The organism is Thermosediminibacter oceani DSM 16646, assembly GCF_000144645.1.
GTDB classification, from domain to species: Bacteria; Bacillota; Thermosediminibacteria; order Thermosediminibacterales; family Thermosediminibacteraceae; genus Thermosediminibacter; species Thermosediminibacter oceani.
The window spans coordinates 359,209-382,895 of sequence record NC_014377.1 but is presented as its reverse complement, the minus strand read 5'-3'; the positions used below and the strand labels follow the sequence as shown (position 1 = coordinate 382,895).

Annotated in this window: 20 protein-coding genes; all 20 read right to left on the bottom strand. The window is 50.1% G+C overall.

The genetic code is table 11. The features are described 5' to 3' along the window. Positions 1-2: 2 nt before the first annotated feature. On the bottom strand, positions 3-1,022 hold the full coding sequence (gene dmpG, locus TOCE_RS01940) for a 4-hydroxy-2-oxovalerate aldolase (protein WP_013275209.1): 1,020 nt from the start codon (positions 1,020-1,022) through the stop codon (positions 3-5). Further along, positions 1,019-1,894 carry an acetaldehyde dehydrogenase (acetylating) gene (locus TOCE_RS01935; protein WP_013275208.1) on the bottom strand — a complete coding sequence of 292 codons (876 nt, stop codon included), beginning with the start codon at positions 1,892-1,894 and terminating at the stop codon, positions 1,019-1,021. The genes dmpG and TOCE_RS01935 overlap by 4 nt, the downstream gene beginning before the upstream one ends. Before the next feature lie 22 nt (positions 1,895-1,916). Next, the gene (locus tag TOCE_RS01930) at positions 1,917-2,690 is read right to left on the bottom strand and encodes a 2-keto-4-pentenoate hydratase (RefSeq protein WP_013275207.1); all 774 of its coding nucleotides are present in this window, start codon (positions 2,688-2,690) and stop codon (positions 1,917-1,919) included. Continuing rightward, positions 2,665-3,588 (bottom strand): molybdopterin-binding protein, encoded by a 924-nt coding sequence (locus TOCE_RS01925; RefSeq protein ID WP_013275206.1) that lies wholly within the window; start codon positions 3,586-3,588, stop codon positions 2,665-2,667. The genes TOCE_RS01930 and TOCE_RS01925 overlap by 26 nt, the downstream gene beginning before the upstream one ends. A gap of 5 nt (positions 3,589-3,593) precedes the next feature. Then, positions 3,594-4,394 carry a nicotinate-nucleotide pyrophosphorylase gene (locus TOCE_RS01920; protein WP_013275205.1) on the bottom strand — a complete coding sequence of 267 codons (801 nt, stop codon included), beginning with the start codon at positions 4,392-4,394 and terminating at the stop codon, positions 3,594-3,596. Positions 4,395-4,693: 299 nt separating this feature from the next. After that, a complete protein-coding gene (gene recD2, locus TOCE_RS01915; protein WP_013275204.1) occupies positions 4,694-6,883 on the bottom strand; it encodes an SF1B family DNA helicase RecD2 in 2,190 nt (729 codons plus the stop codon). A gap of 102 nt (positions 6,884-6,985) precedes the next feature. Beyond that, entirely contained in the window at positions 6,986-8,698 is a 1,713-nt protein-coding gene (locus tag TOCE_RS01910) for a sensor domain-containing diguanylate cyclase (protein ID WP_013275203.1), read from the bottom strand. Between the two features lie 237 nt (positions 8,699-8,935). Beyond that, entirely contained in the window at positions 8,936-9,391 is a 456-nt protein-coding gene (locus TOCE_RS01905) for a glycosyltransferase family 2 protein (RefSeq protein ID WP_013275202.1), read from the bottom strand. Between the two features lie 66 nt (positions 9,392-9,457). Next, a complete protein-coding gene (locus TOCE_RS01900) occupies positions 9,458-10,099 on the bottom strand; it encodes a response regulator (RefSeq protein WP_013275201.1) in 642 nt (213 codons plus the stop codon). Continuing rightward, positions 10,071-11,261 (bottom strand): sensor histidine kinase, encoded by a 1,191-nt coding sequence (locus TOCE_RS01895; RefSeq protein ID WP_013275200.1) that lies wholly within the window; start codon positions 11,259-11,261, stop codon positions 10,071-10,073. The genes TOCE_RS01900 and TOCE_RS01895 overlap by 29 nt, the downstream gene beginning before the upstream one ends. Before the next feature lie 121 nt (positions 11,262-11,382). Continuing rightward, on the bottom strand, positions 11,383-12,843 hold the full coding sequence (locus tag TOCE_RS01890; protein ID WP_425358462.1) for an IS1182 family transposase: 1,461 nt from the start codon (positions 12,841-12,843) through the stop codon (positions 11,383-11,385). 123 nt (positions 12,844-12,966) lie between these two features. Further along, positions 12,967-14,160: a methionine adenosyltransferase gene (metK, locus tag TOCE_RS01885; RefSeq protein ID WP_013275198.1), complete on the bottom strand. Its 1,194-nt coding sequence runs from the start codon at positions 14,158-14,160 to the stop codon at positions 12,967-12,969. Positions 14,161-14,182: 22 nt separating this feature from the next. Next, complete coding sequence (locus tag TOCE_RS01880; protein WP_013275197.1) at positions 14,183-15,772, bottom strand: HEAT repeat domain-containing protein; 1,590 nt, start codon at positions 15,770-15,772, stop codon at positions 14,183-14,185. A gap of 74 nt (positions 15,773-15,846) precedes the next feature. Then, positions 15,847-16,503 (bottom strand): class II aldolase/adducin family protein, encoded by a 657-nt coding sequence (locus tag TOCE_RS01875; RefSeq protein ID WP_013275196.1) that lies wholly within the window; start codon positions 16,501-16,503, stop codon positions 15,847-15,849. A 115-nt stretch (positions 16,504-16,618) separates the two neighbouring features. After that, positions 16,619-17,422, bottom strand: coding sequence for an S-methyl-5'-thioadenosine phosphorylase (locus TOCE_RS01870; protein ID WP_013275195.1), 804 nt, complete (start codon positions 17,420-17,422; stop codon positions 16,619-16,621). Continuing rightward, positions 17,412-18,233, bottom strand: a complete 822-nt coding sequence (locus TOCE_RS01865; protein ID WP_013275194.1) for an arginase family protein — start codon at positions 18,231-18,233, stop codon at positions 17,412-17,414. The genes TOCE_RS01870 and TOCE_RS01865 overlap by 11 nt, the downstream gene beginning before the upstream one ends. A 237-nt stretch (positions 18,234-18,470) precedes the next feature. Further along, entirely contained in the window at positions 18,471-19,976 is a 1,506-nt protein-coding gene (locus TOCE_RS01860; RefSeq protein WP_013275192.1) for a sodium-dependent transporter, read from the bottom strand. 234 nt (positions 19,977-20,210) lie between these two features. Further along, positions 20,211-21,296: a fructose-1,6-bisphosphate aldolase/phosphatase gene (fbp, locus tag TOCE_RS01855; protein WP_013275191.1), complete on the bottom strand. Its 1,086-nt coding sequence runs from the start codon at positions 21,294-21,296 to the stop codon at positions 20,211-20,213. Between the two features lie 126 nt (positions 21,297-21,422). Further along, a complete protein-coding gene (gene aroB, locus TOCE_RS01850; RefSeq protein ID WP_013275190.1) occupies positions 21,423-22,520 on the bottom strand; it encodes a 3-dehydroquinate synthase in 1,098 nt (365 codons plus the stop codon). A gap of 21 nt (positions 22,521-22,541) precedes the next feature. Beyond that, complete coding sequence (gene aroC / locus TOCE_RS01845; RefSeq protein ID WP_013275189.1) at positions 22,542-23,675, bottom strand: chorismate synthase; 1,134 nt, start codon at positions 23,673-23,675, stop codon at positions 22,542-22,544. Positions 23,676-23,687 lie beyond the last annotated feature (12 nt).

Sequence of the window (23,687 nt, the reverse complement as noted above, 5' to 3'; positions counted from 1 at the left end):
TTTTAATTTCCCTCCCTCTGTTTTGCCAACTGGTAAGCCACGTCGACGATCATATCTTCCTGCCCTCCGACCATCCCCTTCCTTCCCAGTTCTACCAGAATATCCCGGGGGTCAAGGCCGAACTTCTCGGCCGCCCGGTAGGTGTGGAGTAAAAAGCTGGAGTAGACCCCTGCATACCCCAACATGAGGGGCGCATTGCGGACTACCTGCGGCCGCTGCATGATGGGCTCCACTACGTCTTCGGCCACGTCCATGATCTTGTAAAAATCGACCCCCGTCCGGTAGCCGGCTTTATCCAGCACGCCTATCAGGGCTTCCGTCTGGGCGTTCCCTGCACCGGCACCTAAGCCCCGGCAGGCTCCATCCAGGAATGTAGCGCCGGCCTCCAAGGCCGCCAGGCAATTGGCCGTCGCCAGGGTCAAATTATTGTGCGCGTGGAACCCGACAGGCACCTTGACTTTCTCTACCACAGCTCCTACCCTGGCCTTTACATCTTCGGGGAGCATTGCTCCGGCGGAGTCGGCTATATAGATATAGTCCGCCCCGTAACTTTCAAAAAGCAGCGCCTGCTCCACCACCTTTTCCGGTGGCGCCGTGTGGGCCATCATAAGAAATCCGAAGGCTTCCAGGCCCATCTTTTTAGCCATGCCGATGTGCTGTTCGGCGATATCCGCTTCGGTCACATGCGTAGCTACCCTTACCGCCTTTGCGCCGCATTCAATGGCAAGTTTCAAGTCTTCCCGCGTACCTATGCCGGGAAGCAATAAAACGGTCAGTTTGGCTTTCTTTATTACTTCGGCCGCCGCCTTCAGCATCTCTTCATCGCTCAAAGCAGCCCAGCCGTAGTTATAAGAAGATCCCGCCAGGCCATCTCCGTGGGAAACCTCGATATATTCAACGCCCGCCGCATCCAGCCCACCGGCAATAGCCTTAATCTGCTCCCTGGTGAACTGGTGGGCCACAGCGTGGCTCCCGTCTCTAAGGGTGGTATCCACTATGTGTACGAATTTGGTGCCGTTCACGCCACTGCCTCCTTCCCCATAATTCTGGCCGCCAGTTTCTCGGCTACCGCCACCGCCGCCGACGTTATAATATCCATGTTGCCGGCGTATTTGGGCAGGAAATCCCCCGCTCCTTCTACTTCGACGATGGTAGTTACTTTATTTCCCTCCAGAATAGGCGGCACTCGCAGCCGGTAACCCGGTACATAGCTCTGGACTGCCCTGACCATTTTATCGACGGCTTCGCGTATGGCTTTTTCGTCCGGGTTTTCCACATCCACGTATATAGTGTTGGTCATGATGATAGGTGGGTCGGCAGGATTTAGAATAATAATGGCCTTGCTCTTCTTGGCCCCGCCGATGGCACAAAGGGCTTTTGCCGTCGTCTGGGTAAATTCGTCAATGTTCTGCCGCGTGCCCTGCCCGGCGCTTTTGCTCGCTATGCACGCCACTATTTCCGCATAACGGGCGCCGGCCACCTGATTGATGGCGTAAACTATGGGCACGGTGGCCTGACCACCGCAGGTTACCATGTTGAGGTTTGGCTCCTCATGTAAATCTTTGAGATTGACCGGCGGTACCACATAGGGCCCCACCGCAGCCGGCGTAAGGTCGATGGCAATTTTACCGGCTTCTTTCAGCAAGGGAGCGTGTTTCAGGTGGTGTTTGGCTCCTGTGGCATCAAACACTATTTTTATGCTTTCATCTTCCAGTATGGGCTTTATTCCCTCGGTAGTGGTGCGGATTCCCAGGGAGCGAGCCCTCTTGATTCCCTCGGACTCCACGATTCCAGCCATCATTTCCATACAGAGGTATTCGCTGCGCAGGATTTTGTACATCAAATCCGAACCGATGTTGCCCGGACCTATTACGGCAACTTTGATTTTGTCCATTAAACAAACCCCCTTTACGTGGTTAAATAAAGCGCAGATTAAGGGTGCCCAGCCCGTAGAAGGACACAGTAAACACATCTCCAGCGGCAGCGTCCACAGCTGCAGTTATTGCTCCGGAGAGTACAATCTCTCCCGCCTCCAGGGCAATATCAAAGGCAGCCAGCTTGTTGGCCAGCCATGCCACCGCTGCCGCCGGGTGGCCCCATACGGCCGCTCCCGTACCGGTACTTACAACTTCGCCGTTTTTCTCCAGCACCATCCCCAGAAGGCGCAAATCCAGGTCTTTAATGGGCACCATCCTGCTGCCCAGTACAAAGCGGGCGCTGGAAGCATTGTCAGCTATAGTATCCGCCAAGCTTATTTTCCAGTCCCGGATACGGCTATCCACTATCTCTATGGCAGGCATTACGCCCTCGGTGGCCCGGAATACATCGGCGATGGTCACCCCAGGACCTTTTAAAGTATCCTTCAGGACAAAGGCCAGCTCGCCCTCAACGCGCGGCCAAATGAAATCTTCCCTCCGGCAGGGCTCGCCCTCCAGAAGCAGCATATTGTCCAGCAGATGACCGTAATCCGGTTCCTTCACTCCCAGAAGATCCTGCATGGCTTTACTGGTAAGGCCAATCTTTTTCCCTATTACCCGCCGGCCCTGTTTAAGTCTCATTTCTACTCCGGCAAGCTGGATGCGGTAGGCATCCTCTACGGTTAAATTAGGGTAAGTAGAGGTGAGAGGTTCAATTGCTTTCCGGGTTTCCTCTGCCTCCAAAAGATTAGTAGCTATGGCCTGAAAATCCATGGTGTTCGCTCCCTCCTTTTCCCATGCGCTCATACCAGCGCCGACGCAAGACTCCAGCGATTTTCTCGGCTAAACCGGCATCATCCAGGCCCTGAGACAGGCCCTCCAGCAAAGCCCGGCACGCCAGCCGTACCTCCTCATGGGGGCCCGGCAGTGCTATCAGCCGCGCCATCCCCACCCGGCCCACGGCTATACGTACACCTTCCTTGTAGTGGCGTTTATAGTCGGGGGTAAATTTCAGTATCCAGGGCGTGTGGGCCCGGGGATCAAGTCTAAGGACAGCCTCTATGTTACAGTCCTTATCCTCAGCCCCCACGCCCCCGGTTGTAATGATGAGGCCATACCCCCGCTCCAGGGCTCCTTCCAGCCGGTTGACCACCGCTACAACATCGTCTTCTAAAATTCCCCCGAATTCGGCCCGAAAACCGGCCCCGGTCAGAGCTTCAATGAGATACGGGGAATTAGTATCGCGAATTTTCCCCGCCAGCACCTCGCTCCCTGAAGCAAAGACCAGGGCTCTTCGCGCTACAGCCTGGCTAATTTCAGATGTCATTCGGGCTGAAGCGGAAAGTACCTCTTGCGCCTCATCGGGTTTCAGGGCAATCAGCCCCAATACTCCTTCCGAGTGCACTCCAGCCTTCGGCCCTAAAATTACACCCGGCACTTCTTGAAGCCGTTTTAAAATCTCCCCTTCCCTGCCGGCTACGGATTCCGCCTGTACCCGGCGGCGCAAGACATCAAAGGCCACCAGGCCCGGCCGCACGTCCACTACCATTACCTCGTGAGCGTCAAGACCTAAAGCCTTTGCCGCCGCAGCAGCCACCTGCCCCAAGTCGGCTCCGCGAAGATCTACATTTTCAACCCAAAAGGTAGTTTTCTCCAGCAAATCCCATTCCATCGTTTTCACTCCAATTTTTTAACATCCAGGGTGAAGTCCAGCAAAGGGGCATCGATGATAGCCCGGCCTACATCCACAATGTCGGCACCCGCAGCAATGATCTCGTCCAGTTCATCCTTTACGACACCCCCGCTGAAGGCCAGCCTTATCTTTTCACGAAAGCCTTTTTTCGAAGCTACATCCCTTACCAGCACCAGATCTTGCAGCCTACCAGTATCCACCATAAGTATATGGGCTCCTTCCGCAGCGGCTTCTACGGCTTCTTCTGCCAGGGATGCCTCTTCGCCCCGCAGCTGAACCACCACTACCCTCCCCTCCAGCTCCCGGGCTCTGCGGACCGCCGGGCCCACACCTCCGAACATGCGGACATAATTCTTATCGAGGTACACGAAAGGCTCATCCACAATGCGGATTCCCGCGCCTCCCGTGGCTATGGCCTGGCGCAAGTCGTGCCTCACCTCAGGAGGTACTTTCTTCCAAGCACCGCAGACAACGCGCGCCCTGCTTCGGGCTTGATACACCATCTCGGCTGCCGCCGTGGCTACACCCGATGCCTTGCCGATAACTCCCAAGAGCTGCTCTTCAGCACGCGCCACCTGCCACGCATCGCCCCGGGCCCGGCATATACATGAGCCTTCTGCCATCTTTGTGCCGTCAGGAGACAGGTCTTCGAGCTTCAGTCCCAATTCCTGAGCTATTTTTTGCAGCCTGTCGGTGCCAGCCAGCACTCCCCGTTGCCTGGCTGTTATTTCCAACATAAAAGTGCGACCAGTTAGAGGGGCGAAGAGAAAATCCCTGATATCCACCTGCAACCACCTTCGTTCGACATTATAGAATGTTATTCGATATTTTTTTATTTAATTATTCGTCAATACTTTTTATTTTTCCTGCTAGACCGCAGGCAAAAGCGTTCGATATTATCAAAAATTATTTATTATAGATGAATATAACCCCTCTTTATCTCTAGCCAAACCTAATAAAAGTAAAAAAAGAGGGCTTTTTCAGATCGCCCTCGTATAAAAGCTATTCCTGTTTATATGTTTTCGCCTTACGGTATTTCCTTCCCTACTAAAGAACCAGCCCCGAAAAAACATGTCGCCCCCATTTACAGCAAACTTTCTTCGAATTCCCGGGCTATCCTTTCGGCCAAGCGGCTGTACCTCATGGCCGCCCTGCTGTTGCGCACTGCGATGGCCAGGGCTTCCTTGGAGCCGACAAGCACCATTAGCTTTCTGGCTCTGGTTATGGCGGTATAGAGGAGGTTTCGCTGGAGCATGACGAAGTGCTGGGTGGTCACCGGCATAACCACCACGGGAAACTCGCTGCCCTGGCTTTTATGCACCGACAGGGCGTAGGCCAGGGAAAGTTCCTCCAGTTCCTCGCCCGCGTAGATTAAGGTCCTCTCTCCGCGGGCGTCGGGAAAGGATACCAAAACCCCCTCATCTTCATCTATCTCAACTATTCGGCCAAGGTCGCCGTTAAATACTTCTTTCTCATAGTTGTTCTTTATCTGCATCACCCTATCCCCTTCGCGGAACACAAAAGATCTGAAGGGGAACTCCTTTTTCCCCGGCGCCGGAGGATTCAGTCTTTCCTGCAGCTGCAGGTTGAGGGAAAGCACCCCCACCGGGGTCTTCTTCATGGGCGTTATAACCTGGATGTCCTCCATAGGGTCATAACCGCCGAACCTGGGAAGCCTCGTGCACACCAGATCCAGGGTTTTATTCAGTACTTCCTCGGGCTCGACGGCCTGCTCAAAGTAAAAATCCCTGCCTTTCACGTTCAGGTACGGAAAAAGGCCCCTGTTTATCCGGTGGGCATTCACCACGATCATGCTCTCCCTGGCCTGGCGGAAAATCTCGTCCAGCATGACCACCGGAATTCGGCCGCTATCGATTATCTCCCGCAGCACACTCCCTGGCCCCACCGAAGGCAGCTGATCCTTATCGCCGACCAGCACCAGCCTTGCAAAGGGCTTCAAAGCGGAGAGCAGGTGGTGCATCATGATTATATCCACCATGGAAGTCTCATCGATTATTACCACATCTTCGTCCAGGGGATTATCCCGGTTTCTGCCGAAGGCCATGCCGCCTTCGCCGTAAGCCTTGTATTCCAGCAGGCGGTGGATGGTCTTGGCTTCCATCCCCGTGGCCTCGGTCATCCGCTTGGCGGCCCTTCCCGTCGGTGCCGCCAGTACCACTTTCAAATTCCGCCCTTGGAAAAACTCGATGAGGCACCGTATTACTGTGGTCTTTCCGGTGCCGGGGCCACCGGTGATGACCAGAACCCCGGACGAGGCGGCTTTTTCGATGGCTTCCCGCTGTCTTGCGGCAAGTTTTATACCGCACCTTTCCTCTATCTCGCTTATCTCTTCTGGAGTCACTTCTAAAGACCGGGTTTCGCCCAGGCCTGCCAGGAGGAATAACTTCCTGGCCACGGATTTCTCGGATACGTAAAAGGGCGCAAGGTAAACTTCCCGTTTTTCAGGCGGGCCATCCGCCACTATGTCTCCCTTTTCCTCGAGAGCCGGCAGTACCTCGCTTATCCGGTCCTCGTCTACCTCCATCAGGGAAGACGCCCTCTTTAAAAGCTCCTTTTCGGGAAGAAATACGTGGCCCTCGTCGGCCGCCCGGTGAAGGGCATATTTGACCCCGGCGGCCAGCCGCTCCGGCGAATCCATTTCAATACCCATCATCCGGGCTATCTTATCGGCGGTCTTAAACCCGATGCCGTAGACCTCATCGGCAAGCCTGTAAGGGTTTTGCTTTACCACCTCTATGGCCTTTTCCTTATAGGCTTTATACACCTTTACGGCCACACCGGGACCGATGCCGTACTGCTGCAGAAATAGCATTATTTCCCGGGTTTCCTTCTGCTCGGCAAAGGAGCGGACTATCATTTCGAGGCGCTTTTGCCCTATTCCCGCTATTTCCATAAGCCTGTGGGGCGATGAAGACATTATCTCGAGGGTGTTTTCTCCGAACCTCTCTACGATCTTTTTGGCGGTAGCGGGGCCTATGCCCTTTATCGCTCCGGAGGCCAGGTAGTTTTCTATTTCCCTCACCGTGGCGGGCACCAGGGTCTCGTAGGATTCTATTTTGAGCTGGCAGCCGTGCTTTTCATGCATGACCCAGCGGCCCCTGAGCCTCAGCACCTCCCCCACTTCCAGGGAAGGGAAATATCCCACGGCGGTCACTATTTCATCGGTATCCCTAACTTGGACTCTCGCCACGGTGAAAAAATTTTCCTCGTTATAGTAGGTGATCCTTTCTACAATTCCCTCGAGCTCTACCATCAAAAGCACCTCATCACAAACTTTCTTACACTTTTATATCATTTTTGCCATCACCATGCAACAACAAAAAAAGCCCCGGAAGAGGGGCGAAAAAATTTTTATTCAATTCATTTTTTTGAATTCTACCACTCTGTTCCTGCCTTTCTGCTTAGCGCCAAAGAGTAAAGCTTGGTCAGCCTTGCGCACCAGTTCCTTAACGGTCAGGGCGTCGTCGGGACAGGATGCCACTCCTGCGCTTATTGTTATGAATATCTTTTTTCCCGTATCCGTCTGGGCGAATTCGGTGCTTTCCACTACCTCCCTTATCCTCTCGGCAATAGCATAAGCCTCAGCACCCGGAGTATCCGGTAGTATAATGACGAATTCTTCTCCCCCGTAGCGGCCCACTATATCGTTGTCCCTCACGTTGTCCTTCAGGACTTCGGCAAGTTTCTTTAATATGCTGTCCCCCACCAGGTGGCCGTACCTGTCGTTGTAGGACTTGAAATGATCGATGTCTATTATTATCAGGCTAAACACCCCACCGTTGTTCTTAACCCGGTTGACCATCCTTTCCAGCTCTTCGTAAATGTACCGTAGATTGTAAAGCCTGGTCAAGCTGTCGGTGACGGCCAGCTTGCTTGTCTTGTCGAAAAGCCTGGCATTGCTTATGGCAACGGTTGCTTGATTTGCCAGAATGCTCATTATTTTCAGGTGTTTGCTATTATACGCGTTTTTCTTATTGGAGGTTAGTGTTATGGCGCCGATTATTTCGTTGTTGTTGATCATCGGCACCGACATGACTGATTTGGTATTGGGCGGCAATCCGGGATCATCGCGGAATCTGGAATCTTTTTTATAGTTGTTTATTATTTCACCTCTTCCGCTCACAAGTGTACTGCCGGTTATTCCCTCGCCGGGTTTAAGCCTGAAATCCTTTATCGAATCGCTGTAAAACCCCTCGTACATCAAGGGCACCAGTGCGTCCTGCTGGTATACGAAAAGGCTGATGGTGTCCCAGGGAGCGACGTTCTTCACCGAATCGAAGATTATCCTCAGTACTTCCTGGGTATTTAAAGTTGAGGTCATGGTCGCCGCTACATCGTAAAGGGCTGTAAGCTCCCGGTTGGTAGTGATCAAGCCCATGTAGATTTTATATATATACACAAGAACAATATAAGGAATAAGTCCGAGAAGTACCGCCAGGAACCTAAGGTGCGGAAAACTATGATGATAATAATCGAAATACCGATAAAGCTCGACCATCAATAGACCTCCGGGCACGGAAATGGCATAGGTGGTGAGGTCGGCGCACAGGGACCTCAGCGACTTGCGAAAAGTGTTGTCTCCGGTCCCGAAGGTTACGTAAATCTCTACCAGCAGGTTGTTGATGATAAAATATATGAAAATACCCACTGCCTGTGCAAAAGCCTCGGTCAGCCCAGTTCTTTTTAAAAGTAAGTATGCTCCGGCACCTCCGAAAAAGCTGATCATATACTGGCCCACGTTAAAACAAATCAGATCCAGGGTTTCCCGTAGATTGCCATTGTTGTACCTTATGTATCCCTGGCTCAAAAGGGTGCTGATGGCCTTCATAACCGCTGCAGGAATGAATCCAAAGATGAAAATCGCCGCGTATATAAAGCCGAACTCCATGGTGAGGTAGGTGTTGTTGAACTGAATAGCGTTAATCTCTGATATAAACATAAAAAGGAGAAATAACAGATACTGCCACCAGGGTTGTCTCAGTTCAAAGCCGTATAAAGCAATAAAGATTATCAAAAGCCCCGTTCCCACAATGCCAAGCACATTTGTATATCGAGCCCTTGATATCATATCTATCCCCCGTGCCCCCGCCGATAATTATTATTGGTAAATATTATAGTGTATATTATTCTACACGAATAGTGCATATCCTTTTTTTGTATAAAAAAAAGACCCTTTTTTTCTCAGGGCCATACCAAGAAAGAAAGGGGGGCACAAAAGAACTAAGGGGTAAACTTTGAGAAAGAATAGGGCTTTACAAGCATTATTATACTCGTTCGACAACATTTTTAAAATCAAACAGTTGTCCTAATTTTCATAGGATTTCAGACCCATTTCGACTTTTTTCGGCGAAGTGAAACATCCGAGGAAAGCCTCTATTTCTCTAGGTTCGAGCCTACAGCAGTCCAATAACACGGTAAATGGCGATTTTTGAAAATCCAGCCTACATTTTTCCGCAATTTCAAACCCGAATTCTGACGAAAGCCTCTTTAAAATTTCAAGCGTACCATCCATCGAGCCCTCATCGACGACCACCACCGTCTCCGAATTCTCAAAAATACTCCGCCTTGCCAGGCTCCTGATGATTCCCTCTATTTTCTCCTCCATGTCCCTCACGATCAACACAATTTTTGGTTTTCGTCTCGACGTGGTTTGACCGAAAAAACTGATTGCCAAAAGTTCCAAAACCCGGTAGATACCTATAACCGCAAAGACCATCAGGATGGCAAGCGCGGGATCCAGTTTTTCCCCTACGGCCGGCACCTCAATCCCTCCCCTTAGATAAACCCTTATAAGTCTATATTTATTCGGGAGGGACTTTTTTTGTGCTTAAACCAGATTATTCTTCAGAGCATAAACGGCCACCTGGGTCCTGTCCATGAGGTTCAATTTTCTGAGGATACTGCTCACGTGGTTTTTCACGGTTTTTTCGCTGATTCCCAGTTTTTCGGATATCTCGATATTGCTCATGCCTTCTGCTATGTATGCCATTACTTCCTTTTCTCTAGCCGTCAGCGGCCGGCTGGCCCTGGATATCGGCTGGCTCAGCCGGTTGTACTCGGCGATCAATGCGCGGGTAAGGGTCGGCTGTATGTAAGTCTCTCCCCTGCTCACCGCCCTAACCGCTTCTACCAGAGCCTGGGGATCTATGTCTTTCAAAATGTACCCGGATATACCGGTCTTTAAAAGTTCCAGCAGGTATTCTCTATCATCGTAGATGGTCAGGATGATGACTTTTGTCTTCAGGCTTTCCTTTTTCAGCACCCGCGTCGCTTCCACGCCGTTGAGTTTGGGCATATTAATGTCCATCAGCACCACGTCGGGAGCCTTGGTCCTGACCTCTTCGACGGCTTCCAGGCCGTTGGATGCCTCTCCTACCACTTCAATGTCGCTTTCCATTTCCAAGATCTTTTTCAGGCCCTTGCGCACCAGCACATGGTCATCAGCCAGAACCACGGAAATCTTTGACATTTAAATTCCTCCTTTCGCTCAGGGGTATAGAAATGTAAATGCCGGTTCCGCGGCCTGGTTCAGACTTGATCTTGATCGTACCCTTCAGGAGATCGACCCTTTCCCTCATATTCACCAGGCCGAAATGTTTGCTGTCTTCTGAAAGCAGTTTTACTTCTTCAAATTCGAAACCTACGCCGTCGTCCTCGATACGCAAGTTTACCACATCCGATGCGAATTCGAGCTTTACCGACACATTTTTGGCACCGGCATGCTTTTTTACATTGCTGAGAGCTTCTTGGATAACCCGAAAAAGGGTTATTTCAACTGTGGAATCCAGCCTCCTCTTATCTCCAATTATCGACAGGTCTACAGAAATGCCCGTGTCCTCCTGGAACTCGGCGCAGTATCTTCTGGTAACGGCCTCCAATCCCAGGTCGTCCAGCGCCGCCGGTCTTAGATTGAATATTATCTTCCTCATTTCCCTGATGCAGTTCCTGACCAGTTCCTTTAAGTCCCTCAATTCCTTCCTGGCCCTGTCCGAATCCTTTTCGTAGAGCTTCTCGCATACATCCACCTGAAGCAGAACGTTGGCCATTGTCTGGGCCGGCCCGTCGTGGATTTCCCGGGCTATAAATTTGCGCTCCTCTTCCTGAGCTTTTATTATTTGGGCGGCAATGGCCTGTTTTTGGTTTATGTCCGTCAGCTTTTCCGAGAGGTCCAGCAGGTTGCCCTTTAAGAAGTTGAGCGCCACCCCCATCTGGAGGGTAAGCTGCTCCGCCTGTTTTAATATATCCTGCATGTTTTTTAAACTGCGCTCCATCTGGTCCCTTTTCTCGCGGAGCTGTATTTCCCTTTCCCTTTGAACGGTGAGCTTTATTTGAATTTCCCGCGCATGTTCGTACGCCGCCTTTATATCCTCTTCACTGTATTTGTTGAACTCCCTGCTCACAACCATGAGTTTGTTCCGGGATGCCCTCTCCTTTTTTTGCAGCTCGTCCACCGTCTGGATGGTCTCGGAAATCCTCACCTTGAGCTGCTCAACTTCCTTCTGGAGGCGTTCGCACTCTTTTTTAGCGTGCTCGGCTATCCTGAATGTCTCCTCATGACCTTTCTCTACGGCTTCTATAGTGGTTTTTATTATGCTATCCAGGTATTTTACATCCAGGCGGTTTTTTTTCAAAAATATCCCTCCCGGAATTTTTCACTAATATATTTTGACAAAAATCTCCAAAATTCCTGCTAAAGCGCAAAAATTTAGCAGCCTATTTAAAGGCTGCTCCAGCTTGTAGACAAAGCCGCTTTTAGGATGCATAACCTAAAAGCGGCTTTTTGTTGAAGGCGAAGAAAATTTTTAAGAAAAACGAATGTAAAGCGGGGACTGTTGGCGGAAACGTTCCCCGTCTTTTCTTCCATAAAGCCAGCTTTTTTAAATTCATGCATGCGAAAAGAAGCGTGAGGTAATGTCCAACTTTCCTCAAGCCTCGTAGATTTGTATAGCGCATGCCATGCTTTTCCTTCGCATCGGCAAATACCCGCTCGATGGTCTGGCCGCGCATTTTGTATAGTTCTTTACCCCATTGGGTGTGTCTTATATCTTCCGCTATTTCTATGTAATGCTCCCATATATGCCGAGTTATGATTTTTGTGTAATTTTTACTTTTGGTGCACTGTAGGCGCATGGGACATTTACAGCATATTTGGGGGTTGCTCCTATATTCCCGGTATCCCGCCCGGTTGGTGGTGCTGTATTCTAATATTTGGTTGTTGGGGCATATGTAACAATCATAATATTCGTCATAGACGTATTCGCGTTTTTTAAAGTAACCATCTTTGGTCATCGGCCTCTTGTAGGGCATAACGGGAAGCGCTCCTGCCTCAATGATTTCTCTGCATATCCCGGGGGTTTTGTAGCCTGCATCAACCACTACCGCCTCTATTTTAGAAAATTTATCGTTTACTTCTTGAAATAAATCGGAGAATACCTGGCTGTCATGAACATTTCCAGGTGCTATTTTGACACCAAGGACAAAGTTGTTCCGGTCACAGGCTACAGAAGCTGTGTAGGCAAAGCAGCGCTCTTTTTCCCCTTTTTGAAACATCCCACTTTCAGGATCTGTGGTGCTTACCCTGACTTTTTTAGAGCTATTTTCTCCTTTGTTGTTATCGTCATCATCATCTTCTTCTTCAAAGGGCTTTTTACCGTTTGCTTCCCGTTCGGCGTTGATTTCTTTTAAAAGTTCTTCCTTATATTTTTGAGTCCGTTGCTTAGCGACTTTCTCGATATATTTATTCTTATTGGCACTGGCTTTTATGTGAGTAGCATCGATAAATACTGCATCTGTTTTAACAAACCCGCATTCTATTGCTTCCATCAACACCCGCTCGAATATCTTTTCAAATAGATCACTTTCCTTAAACCGCCGTTCATAGTTTTTTCCAAAAGTTGAAAAGTGAGGTATTTTTTCTTGTAATCCATAGCCTAAAAACCAACGGTAAGCTACATTGACTTCTACTTCTCTGATGGTTTGGCGCATGGAGCGGATTCCATACAATGCTTGGAGCATGAGTAGCTTAATTAACACTACCGGGTCAATACTAGGTCTTCCTGTATTTTCGCTATATAGGTCTTTTACTTCATCATAAATGAAATTAAAGTCGATGCTTTCTTCTACTGCCCTAAGGAGATGGTCTTGAGGTACTAAGCTATCGATGCTTACTAATTCTACCTGCTCTATTATTTCTCGATTTTTCTTCGTTAACATTTCATCGCCCCACAATATTTTTGTATCTTCTTTAATTTTACTAAAAAGCTGATGATTTTTGTACTAGCTTTTGCAAAAAAAGACTGTCGACAGTTACTTTGTCGACAGTCTGTAGCAGCCTATTTAAAGGCTGCTCGCTTGCTTCCTGAGTATTTCCGCCTTGTCGGTTCTTTCCCATGGCACATCCAGATCCGTCCTGCCGAAATGGCCGTAGGCCGCCACCTGTTTATATATGGGCCTTCTCAAATCCATGTCCCTAATAATGGCTCCGGGACGGAGGTCGAAGTTTTCGATTACAAGCTTCTGTATTTTTTCTTCTGGTATTACCCCGGTACCGAAGGTATCCACCATTATTGAAACCGGGTGGGCTACACCTATGGCATAGGCCACCTGCACCTCGCACTTTTTGGCCAGGCCCGCAGCGACGATGTTTTTGGCAACGTATCTTGCAGCGTAGGCTGCGGAACGGTCTACTTTCGTAGGATCCTTGCCCGAGAAGGCGCCGCCGCCGTGCCGGGAATAACCGCCGTAGGTATCCACTATTATCTTGCGCCCGGTAAGGCCGGAGTCTCCGTGGGGACCTCCCACCACAAACCTGCCGGTGGGATTGATGTAGAATTTGGTGTTTTTATCTATGAGCTCCTCCGGAATCACCTTTTTTACTACAGCCTCTATTATATCGTGCCTTAAAGTCGTAAGATCCACCGTGGACTTGTGCTGTGCCGATACCACCACCTTGTCCACTCTGACGGGCCTTCCGTCCTCGTATTCTACGGTAACCTGGGTCTTTCCGTCGGGCCTTAAGTAAGGCAAAAGCCGAGTTTTTCTTACTTCGGCGAGCCTGCGCGCCAGCTTGTGGGCCATCATGATAGGCATGGGCATAAGTTCGGGGGTCTCGTCCACCGCAAAGCCAAACATCATGCCCTGGTCACCGGCACCTATCCGGTCCAGCTCGTCCCCGCAGCCCTCTTCCCTTATCTCGTATGCGGCATCGACACCTACTGCTATGTCGGGCGACTGTTCGTCGATGGAGGTTATGACCGCACAGGTATCGCAGTCGAAACCGTACTTTGCTCTGGTGTAGCCGATTTCCCTGATGGTTTCCCGGGCAATCTTAGGTATGTCTACGTAACAATCACAGGTAATCTCACCCATAACCAGTACAAGGCCTGTAGTTACTGCGGTCTCGCACGCCACCCTCGCCATCGGGTCCTTTTCCAGTATGGCGTCCAGGATCGCGTCGGAAATCTGATCGCATATTTTATCCGGGTGCCCTTCGGTAACCGATTCCGAAGTAAACAAAAACTTCCTGCCCATTTTGATACCTCCTGTTATGCTTCTAGTCAAAGGCCTCCGGATTCACCCTCATGTCGAAACCGTTTTTCATGTTTACGAGGGCCACCCGCAGGCTCTCTATAATCATTCGCTGTATAAAGGGATGGTGGTGAAGGGGTTTTATATCCATGTGCAGCATCGCTGAAAGCACCACCTTTACCAGTTCCCTTTCCCCCATCTTGTTCAGAAAATCGGACGCTAGCTCCAGCATGCGCATGAGCACAGCCGCCCGGGGCTCTATCAGCTCGGATGTGAACCTGGCAAAGAGATTCTCGGCCTTTGAAATCGTCATCTTCTTTATATAAAACCCGTTTTTTGACTTGTGCTCTTCCGCGTAATCGTAGACTCTGGGTTCGGCCACAAACCAGTCCTCAAAAATGCGGTAGTTGAAAAGGTCGAAGGTATTTTTTAAATAATCCTTGTTCTCTTTTATGGCCTCCAGGTCGTACTCGCTGAAATCCGGCTTGTAAATCTTTGGGGTTATGTGGCACGACATGCTCTGCTCTATAATGCCCTTCCAGAAAAAGAACTGGTAAGGCACCGGATTGCCAACCTGGCAGTTCCAGAAATACGCATCGCGGATCAACGAGACGGCGTGCTCCGCGTTCGTCTCCATAATCACAGTGCTCCTTGAAAGATCCCTCACAGAGTTGTTGAATTCCCGGCTGGTTATCTGTAATATACTCCAGCAATCTTTAATGCCCGCCGAAGAATTCAGGAGCAGGTTCATGGAGCACAGCTTGCGGTTTTTGGAGGGATTTCTCCATGCGATCCAGAGGGCCCTGCTCCCCAGACCGTCTATGGAGGAGAGCACTATTTTGGTAGGTTTTTTTAAGGTCACCGGAGGATCGTACGGCTCTTCGACGACGCCGCTGAACTTTAGCCTCAGACTTTCCCTTTCGACGGTCTTTTTCACCCTGTCGTTCGTGACTTCCCGGGACAGCTTGTTCAGGGCGTAAAGCGCTCTGCCGGTTTTTATCCTGCCCAGGGCTCGGGCGGCCTCTTCGGCTACAGGAACGTCGTCGGTTTTTGCCAGGATTTCCAGCAAAACCACCGCTTTCTCCAGCCGGTGCTCACCTATGTCCTTTATGTACGCCAGCCTGGCTTCCAGGGGAAATTCCTGCAGGTCATCCAGGATATACGGTATTAAAAAATAATCCCTGTTAATATCTTCTATCATCTCCACCAGGGACTGGGTGGCAATTCTTTCGAAGTCGCTCATTATATTGTTCAGCGGTAGATCCCCGGTATCCACGCCGTAATGGGAAAGTACCGTCAGGATCCTGGCTTTCACCTTATCCGACACCTGGGGCATAACCAGGATGTCCATCAGCGGACCTACAAGCCTGTAGTCGTTGGCGTATTCCAGTGCATAACACACTATAGGTGCCAGCTCCTCGTCGCTTTCCTTTAGCTTGGAAAGGCAAACGGGGACGACCAGGTCGCCCATGCTAAACAGCTTTTTCATTGACTTATCAAGCTGTCCTACCGTATAATCCTTATTCTTCAAAGCCTCCAGATAGGCTAGAATCTCTCTTTTTATCAGCAAGCTGTAATCGACCTTGGAGGCCTTCTTTCGAGACTTCCTCTGCATTTTGTACTCCTTTCCCAGAGGCAAAGTAAGATCTTATTAATTATATTATAGTCGGGCTTTTTGTGCAATGCCGTTTATTTTTTATCGCCCTGGCCATAGGATGTACGGTAAAAATTCCTGAGGAACTGCACTTCGCTTTCGTTAAGGGAAAATGGAAACCTTATAAGTTTTGCCTTAATGAAAATCTCCGCACTCTTTTCTACTAGAAGGCTGAGCTTGAAGGCTTCTTCCAGATCCCTGCCGACGGTAACCACCCCGTGATTCGCCAGCAGCACTGCATTTCTATCCCCCAGGGCTTTCACCACGTTCCTGGCTAGTTCCTGGGACCCGGTTGGAGCGTAATCTGCAACCTTGACGGGCCCTCCCACCATGCATGCCATATCCTCCATAATACACGGGATGTCCATCCTGGCGACGGCGCAGGCGCAGGCATTGGTGCTGTGGGTATGGATTATCGCCCGAACGTCGGGCCTGGCCCGGTAGATAGCGGCATGCATCGGTGTTTCCACCGAGGGCTTCCTGCCTGGAGATAGGGGATTTCCGTTGATGTCGACTTCCACTATATCATCCGGCTCCAGGATAGTGTAGCTCATACCGCTGGGCGTTATGACGAAAACGTCGTCATGCCCGTTGCGGGCGCTTATATTGCCCCAAGTAGCAACGACGAGCCCTTCTTTAACTATTTTTTCGCCGTATTCTACCACCTTCTGCTTTATCTTCAGGAGAAGCATTTTAAAAATACACCACCTTAAATCTATCTCCACTGATTAAGACCCGTTACCTCGTTGCTTTTACTCAAGGACAGGTCCCTGTTTTAATACCCTTTTTCCGAACCACGAAAAGTCTTCAACCCATCCGGGCGGTCTTCAACTCTTCTTTGCATCTGCAGCCGCGATTTTCGGGGATCCTCTCGATTATGGAATATATGAGGTCCTTCAGCTTGCCCAGATTTTCGTTGAAGACCTTGAGCACCATTTCGTGGCTCACCGGCTCCACATCCGGATGGCCTTCCAGGCCTACGTCGTAGTCGGTTACCAAAGTAATATTAGCATAGCATATTTCCATCTCCCGGGCAAGGACAACTTCCGGGTACTGGGTCATGTTTATTACTTCCCATCCATGGCTGGAAAACTCGCGGCTCTCGGCTTTTGTCGAAAACCTGGGGCCCTGGACCACCACAACGGTTCCCCTTTCGTGAACCGGCAGGCCCATATCCTTCGCCGCCTCGATGGCAATCTTCCTGAGCTCGGGGCAGTACGGCTCCGCACCGCCTATATGGGTAGTGATGGGGCCGTCGTAAAAGGTGTCCTTTCTCCCCCAGGTGCGGTTGACGAACTGGTCGCAGATAACAAAGTCCCCCGGCTTTATATGGGGCTGCAGGCTGCCCGATGCACAGGGGCCAAGGATTCTGGTCACGCCCAGCTGTTTGAGCGCATAGATATTCGCCCTGTAGTTTATCATATGCGGCGGATACCTGTGATCCTTGCCGTGTCTCGGCAGGAAGGCCACGGTCTTATCCTTGATCCTGGCAAGAGCTATTTTGTCGCTGGGAGCTCCGTACGGAGTTTCGACGGTAATCTCTTTTACATCGTCCAGGAAGGCGTAAAAACCCGTGCCCCCTATAACTCCTATATCCGCTTTATACTCCATATATACCCCTCCCCAATTCAGGTTTTATATAAGCTATTTTACTATTTTTTTGCCACACTTTCAAAAGTTTTTCTAGAATCTTTATGTTGGCCTGTTCGTTGAGGCCTGTTTTTTCTACATCCTCTCTGTTTAAAAACACCCGGTCAACCGGCACCCTCCACTCGCCGCATACGTCGGCACCGGCAACGGGAGCGGTTTCGCCTATTACCTCGATGAAATCCAGGAGTTCGTCTAGGCTCATGCAGCCCTGGTCCCAGTTGGTGGCGGCATCCTTTTGTGAAAGCACGTCTTTGTCTATGCTTATATACACAGGGCCTCCCGATTTTACGAGCTCCTCTACGATTGCCGACACCACCTTATCGTGAGGCAAGTCCTCCGGTAAAAAAACAGCCCTGCAGTCGGAAGAAACCTTAAACAGAGCCTCGTCCTTGGAGCTTATCCCTGCCACCAGACATTTTTTCACCTTGCCTTCTCTGAGGACATGAGCAACCCATGAACCGCACGTGACAAAACCGTCGGGTGAACCTAGCATATCCGAATGATGATCGAAAAGAACGAGCACGGGCTTGGGTTTTATCCCGTCTATGAAGTGTGCGGACAGGTGGTGAAAATCCCCCGGGCCAAGAAAGGTTATCCCCGGTTTTGAAGGCGCAAGTTTTTGCTTCACCTTCATGAAATGCTTCTTTTCACTGCAAAACCGGAGGCCCGTCGCTCCTGTCAGGTCTAAAATAACGTTTGCCTTTTTCATCAGGTTTTTCTGGAAAGATAAGCTCTCATCACTCCTCACTATATTCACCGCAGGCAATGCCATAGGACATGCCTCCCAGGTTTTTGTATATTCTACTAAATATTATACAGCAGTTGTCCAGAAATTCCAGACTATACGGAAAAAAGAAAACTCCCGCCGCTGATTTATATTTTCAGCGGCGGGAGTTTTTATATCCTTAATTGTTTGCCTTCTTTCCGCTCCCATCCTGTAAGGCGAAATAAATAAATCCACCGAAATAAATAAAAAGCATTAAAATCATCCATATAACAGCCGTGGTACTCATTTTCTTCCCTCCCCGCGATCGGCGGAACTTTCTCGAGCAGATACCTCCTTGTAAGGAGCCTTTATCTTTTCTGCCAGCCAATTATTAGCAAGGTAAAACACCAGCGCGACGACAGACCATTGGATCACCATGGTGGCAGGGCTGTACTGCTCGAACGGGTTCCACCAGGTTTTGGGATACCAGGTAATTGATTGCAGGATCCACCAGCCAAAGACAAAAGCAAACATGATTGGGAAACCGCCTATAGCATAATTCCACCATTTGCCTATATGCACATAGCTGTTAGGATTTATAATCTCCGTCCTCACCCTGTCGATGCCGTATCTATATGCCGCCAGGGAGTAAAGCACACCCGCTATCAGTAACCCCACACCCCATACCATGTCCTGGTTATCGAGGAACCATGAACTGTATGCCGAAGGGATACCGAGTAAGAATGTAACCACCGTTACCAGTATTGCAGCCTTCTTCCGGTCGATGCCCATATCCTGCAAATTAAGCGTTGCAAGCTCTACCATAGAAAGAAGCGAAGCTAGGGCAGCTATAGAAAGGGCTAAGAAGAACAGTGCAGCAAAAAAGGTTCCGCCCGGCAGATTCGGGAAAAACTTTGTCAGATAAATAAACGTCATGCCGGTGTGTCCGGACTCCAAAGCCTTTTTGGCGACTTCAACACTCGGCGATACGGCAAACACTAAGGGTAGTACCGCCATTGCCGAGATCAGGGACGAACCCGAATCGGCAAAGGCCACGACGAACGAGTTGGCGCCGATATCATCTTCATCCCTCATATAAACCGCATAGGTGAGCATCAACCCCCAACCGGCACCTACGGACCATGCCGCCTGTGTAAAGGCGTTCAGCCAGACTTTTGCATCTAAAAGCTGGGATAAGTTTGGATTATATAAATATTCAAGGCCCTGGACGGCGTTGGGTTTGGTTAGAGCCCAGACCATTACCACAATAAGGAGCACCAGCATGCTGGGTACTATAGTCTTGTTTGCAATCTCAAGGCCTTCTTTTACTCCCCTGTAAATTATAAACCCGGCTATTGCGATTGAGATAAAGTGGAATAATATCGTCTGGCTAGGATCGTTTAAAAATGCTTTCCACATTGTCTCGGAATCAATGCCCGGTTTTATAGCCCCGGTTATTCCGTATACAAAGTACCGTAGAGCCCAGCCCATTACGACTGAATAATAAAACATGATAGCCACCGAACAAAAACCGATCCATGCTCCAAACCATGTATATTTTTTGCCGCAGAAATTCCTAAAAGCACCTACAGTTCCAAGCCGCGTGGTTTTTCCCATCACCATCTCCATCATTAGAAGCGGTACCGCCCACAATATTGTAGCTATTAAAAATGCAATCAAAAAGGCTCCGCCACCGTTGGCCGCCGCGACCCTCGGAAAACGCCATATGTTTCCGGTACCGAAAGCCATTCCCAGAGAAGCCAGGATAAATCCTACTCGACTGCTCCATTGTGCTTTTGATTCTTCCATAATAGCCCTCCTTAAGTTTTTGTTAGTACTAGCACAAGCGGTATTTTGGCTGGGACTTATGCCGTGGATGCTTTTTGGGGGCTCCTATTAAAAATGTTTCCCGTTAGAATGTAGTATTATTTCTGCATAAAATAAAAATATCCTGCTTTTTTTATGCAATTTTTGGCAAAATTTAAGGGGAATTTTTATAATTATACAATATTAAAGCCCCTCTTTTCAAGAGGGGCCATTTTTTTATTCGAACCTGTCCTTTAGTTTTTCCATAACCTGAGGCAGGGTTGTATACTCCATTTCGTCCAGCGGGAGGCGGTGGGGTTCAAAGGGGCCTAGTTGCCTAAAGTAATCGGCCATTTCCAAGGCTTTTTCCCTTGCTCTATCAAAGGACACATCCGCAAACATGTCCTGAGGACCTACCAGCTTGCCGCCGGCCAGCTGGAACCCCAGCGCCACCACCCTCGGCGGACCGTCAAACCTGCTGGGGGTTGCACCGTTGCAGGATACCGGCATCAGCGGCCCGAAGTGCGAGCCCCTCATCCAACCAGCCACCAGGTGCGGGTTGGCAAAAGGTTCCAGTGCCTCTCCCACAGCGGGCAAACCGCTCTGGCAGCGAACTATAAGCACGGGGTCATCCTTGCCCACGTATCTGCCGGCCATAAGGTTCATCCTCTGCGTGGAGGATACGGCGGCCGGTTCTCCGCTCTTACTGTACACGGCTTTGACCGCATACCGGTTCGCGGCTCCCAAAAATACGAGCAGGTCGTAAAGCTCTTCCGGACAAGAGAAGACGATCTTTTTATTTTCTATAGTGTCCAGAACTTCGAACTTGAACCCTTGATGCATCTTGGGATCTATCACAAGGCCGATGGTGTTGAACGGGTCGGCAAACATCTTGTAAAGCGGCAGGTTCCATGCTCCAGGCTCGGTCTTATCGGCCATGAAAACTATTACGGGTTCGCTGGGGCGTTCCTCGAATTCCATTTCCGCAACTCCCGGCCCCATTCCCTTTATGTTGCCCGAGAAAGAATCGGATAACAGGTCCTGTCCTGCCCCGTAAAGCTTCAGCTTCTTCGCAATCTGGGTGCATGAAAGGAAAGTGTCCCATGCCAGCTTGTGGATTTCAGTATTATCTACACCCTTCCTGTGGGTCATAATGAGGTTGATGTCATCACCTACATGAGTTACAACGTAGTCCTCCAGCAAGCCTTTTCCTTTTTCCTCAAGAACGCTTTTAGCTTCTTCGATCAGGTCGGGATGTACGCTGCAGTGCCCCACATATCCGCCGATATCGGCTTTAATAACTGTTAATGTTATCTTTGACATATAATTGTTGACCCCCTAATACTTAATAATCCTAAATGAGTATATCACATTATCCTGCTATTACGTAATTATTATAGCATATTGGGACTTTGTTTAACAACATTTTTGCAGAAAAAAACACCGTTTTTACGGAACGGTGCTTTTTTTAAAAAATTGGTCTAAGATTTTATATAAAATTTCCCCCGGAATGTCATAATAAAGGCCCGCCCTGCCCGGTTTCTCCGGCAGCACAAAAGCTACGCGCCGGCCTTTGTTTTTCTTGTCCCGGGCCATCGCTTCAATTAGATCGCTCGTATCTACGGGCCCCGGTATTTTAACCGGTACGGCCTGTTTCAGGATTGTCACGATCCTTTCATAATCCCGCCGCCCGAGCAGACCTATTTCCAGCGCGATGGCCGCCTCAATTATCATCCCGGCGGCAACCGCTTCGCCGTGAAGCAGCGCACCGTATCCCAGCAGGGATTCCAGAGCGTGGCCCACGGTGTGGCCGTAGTTCAGGAGCATCCTGGTGCCTTCGTCCCTTTCGTCCAGGGAAACTACCGCCGCCTTTATGGCGCAAGATTTTTTTATTGCGTATATTAGTTTTTCCCCGCCCTGCCGGAGGATCGTAACGTTTTTCTCAAGCCACTCGTAGAAATCCCCGTCCCATATTATCCCGTATTTAATCACCTCCGCAAGGCCTTCCCTGAATTCCCTGTCGGGCAGGGTCTTCAAGGTGAGGGGATCTATTATCACGGCCACCGGCTGGTGAAAAGCCCCCACTATGTTCTTAGCCAGCTTAAGATTTACGGCAACCTTTCCTCCGACACTGCTGTCTACCTGGGCCAGCAGGCTTGTAGGCACTTGAACGTATCTTATCCCCCGCATATAAGTTGCCGCTACAAATCCCGCCAGGTCTCCTACAACGCCTCCGCCAAGCGCTATGATGGCGGAATTCCTGTCCAGGCCGTAATCCAACGCTTTAATGTAGAGTCTCTCGGCCTCTTTCAGGGTCTTGCTGGGTTCTCCCGGAGGAATTACCGCAATGTGCGCATCGAAACCGGCTTCTTTCAGCGATTCCAGCACCCGACCGGCGTACAAATCCCTGACATTTTCATCCGTTATAACCAGGATTTTTTCCGGGCCGATCAACGCCCTCAGGATTTTTCCAATTTCATCGAGGTTGCCCGGCCCTATGTGGATGAGGTAAGACCTGGCGCCCAGTTCAACGGTTAAGCTTTCCATGGGAAACCTCCGTCTTTTTATTTAGAATTCCTGTAGATACTTCATCCACCTTTCGAAGCCCTCCCGCATCTCTTCCACCGTGTCGCCTCCGAACTTCTCCACCAGCGCACCTGCCAGTACCCAGGCCACCGCCGCCTCACCCACAATGCTGGCAGCCGGTACGGCGCATACGTCGGAACGTTCCACGCCGGCGGCAAATTGTTCTTTCGTCTTTATGTCAACGCTCAAAAGGGGCCTGTAGAGGGTGGGTATGGGTTTCATTGCCGCACGAACTACCAGCGGGCACCCGTTGGTAATGCCAGCCTCAAGCCCGCCGGCGTTGTTGGTCTTCCGGTAAAAACGGCGGCTTTCGCTGTCGTAAAAAATTTCGTCGTGAACCTGAGAACCCTTCCTCGCTGCGGCCTCAAAACCCAGCCCGATTTCTACACCCTTTATGCCCTGCACGCTCATAAGCGACCACACTATCCGCCCGTCCAGTTTTCTATCCCAGTGCGCGTGGCTGCCCAGTCCCACCGGCACATTAAAAGCCACTACCTCAAAAACGCCTCCCAGAGAGTCCCCATCCCTCTTCGCATTGTCGATGGCTTCCATCATTTTCTGCTCTGCAATCCGGTCGAGGCACCTTACGGGAGACTCATCGGCCCTCCTCAAGTCTTCCAGCAAAGGGTCTTTAACATTTGCTTTTATCCCGCCAATGGCGATCACGTGACTTAAAACCTCTATGTTAAAAATCGCTAAAAGCTGTTTTGCCACTGCTCCCACGGCCACCCGGGCGGCCGTCTCCCGGGCGCTGGCCCTCTCCAGGATGTTTCTTATATCGTCCTGCCGGTATTTTAATGCCCCGGCAAGGTCACCATGACCCGGCCGGGGCCTGGTTACTGGTTCTAAAGCTTTATCCTTCCAGTTGGGATAATCCAGATTCGGTATGATAAAGGCAACAGGACTTCCGGTAGTCCGTCCTTCTCTTAAACCGCTTATGACTTCCACCGCATCCTTTTCGATCTTCATCCTGCCGCCGCGGCCGTACCCCATCTGGCGCCTCGAAAGTTCCCTGTTTATGAAATCAACATCAACGGCAAGGTTTGCCGGCAGTCCTTCTATAACGGCAACGAGGGCCTTCCCGTGGGATTCACCGGCGGTTAAAAACCGTAGCACTATGGATACCTC

Bases quoted from the DNA above. Each gene is read 5' to 3' on its own strand.
- recD2 (WP_013275204.1), bottom strand. From the start codon at position 6,883: ATGGTAGAGCTCGAGGGAATTGTAGAAAGGATCACCTACTATAACGAG.
- TOCE_RS01865 (WP_013275194.1), bottom strand. From the start codon at position 18,233: ATGGCATTGCCTGCGGTGAATATAGTGAGGAGTGATGAGAGCTTATCT.
- TOCE_RS01870 (WP_013275195.1), bottom strand. From the start codon at position 17,422: ATGGAGTATAAAGCGGATATAGGAGTTATAGGGGGCACGGGTTTTTAC.
- TOCE_RS01890 (WP_425358462.1), bottom strand. From the start codon at position 12,843: ATGTTAACGAAGAAAAATCGAGAAATAATAGAGCAGGTAGAATTAGTA.
- TOCE_RS01935 (WP_013275208.1), bottom strand. From the start codon at position 1,894: ATGGACAAAATCAAAGTTGCCGTAATAGGTCCGGGCAACATCGGTTCG.
- TOCE_RS01910 (WP_013275203.1), bottom strand. From the start codon at position 8,698: ATGATATCAAGGGCTCGATATACAAATGTGCTTGGCATTGTGGGAACG.
- TOCE_RS01925 (WP_013275206.1), bottom strand. From the start codon at position 3,588: ATGGAATGGGATTTGCTGGAGAAAACTACCTTTTGGGTTGAAAATGTA.
- TOCE_RS01880 (WP_013275197.1), bottom strand. From the start codon at position 15,772: ATGCAGAGGAAGTCTCGAAAGAAGGCCTCCAAGGTCGATTACAGCTTG.
- TOCE_RS01930 (WP_013275207.1), bottom strand. From the start codon at position 2,690: ATGGATTTTCAGGCCATAGCTACTAATCTTTTGGAGGCAGAGGAAACC.
- TOCE_RS01900 (WP_013275201.1), bottom strand. From the start codon at position 10,099: ATGTCAAAGATTTCCGTGGTTCTGGCTGATGACCATGTGCTGGTGCGC.
- TOCE_RS01860 (WP_013275192.1), bottom strand. From the start codon at position 19,976: ATGGAAGAATCAAAAGCACAATGGAGCAGTCGAGTAGGATTTATCCTG.
- aroB (WP_013275190.1), bottom strand. From the start codon at position 22,520: ATGGAAAGCTTAACCGTTGAACTGGGCGCCAGGTCTTACCTCATCCAC.
- fbp (WP_013275191.1), bottom strand. From the start codon at position 21,296: ATGTCAAAGATAACATTAACAGTTATTAAAGCCGATATCGGCGGATAT.
- TOCE_RS01875 (WP_013275196.1), bottom strand. From the start codon at position 16,503: ATGCTTCTCCTGAAGATAAAGCAGAAGGTGGTAGAATACGGCGAAAAA.
- metK (WP_013275198.1), bottom strand. From the start codon at position 14,160: ATGGGCAGGAAGTTTTTGTTTACTTCGGAATCGGTTACCGAAGGGCAC.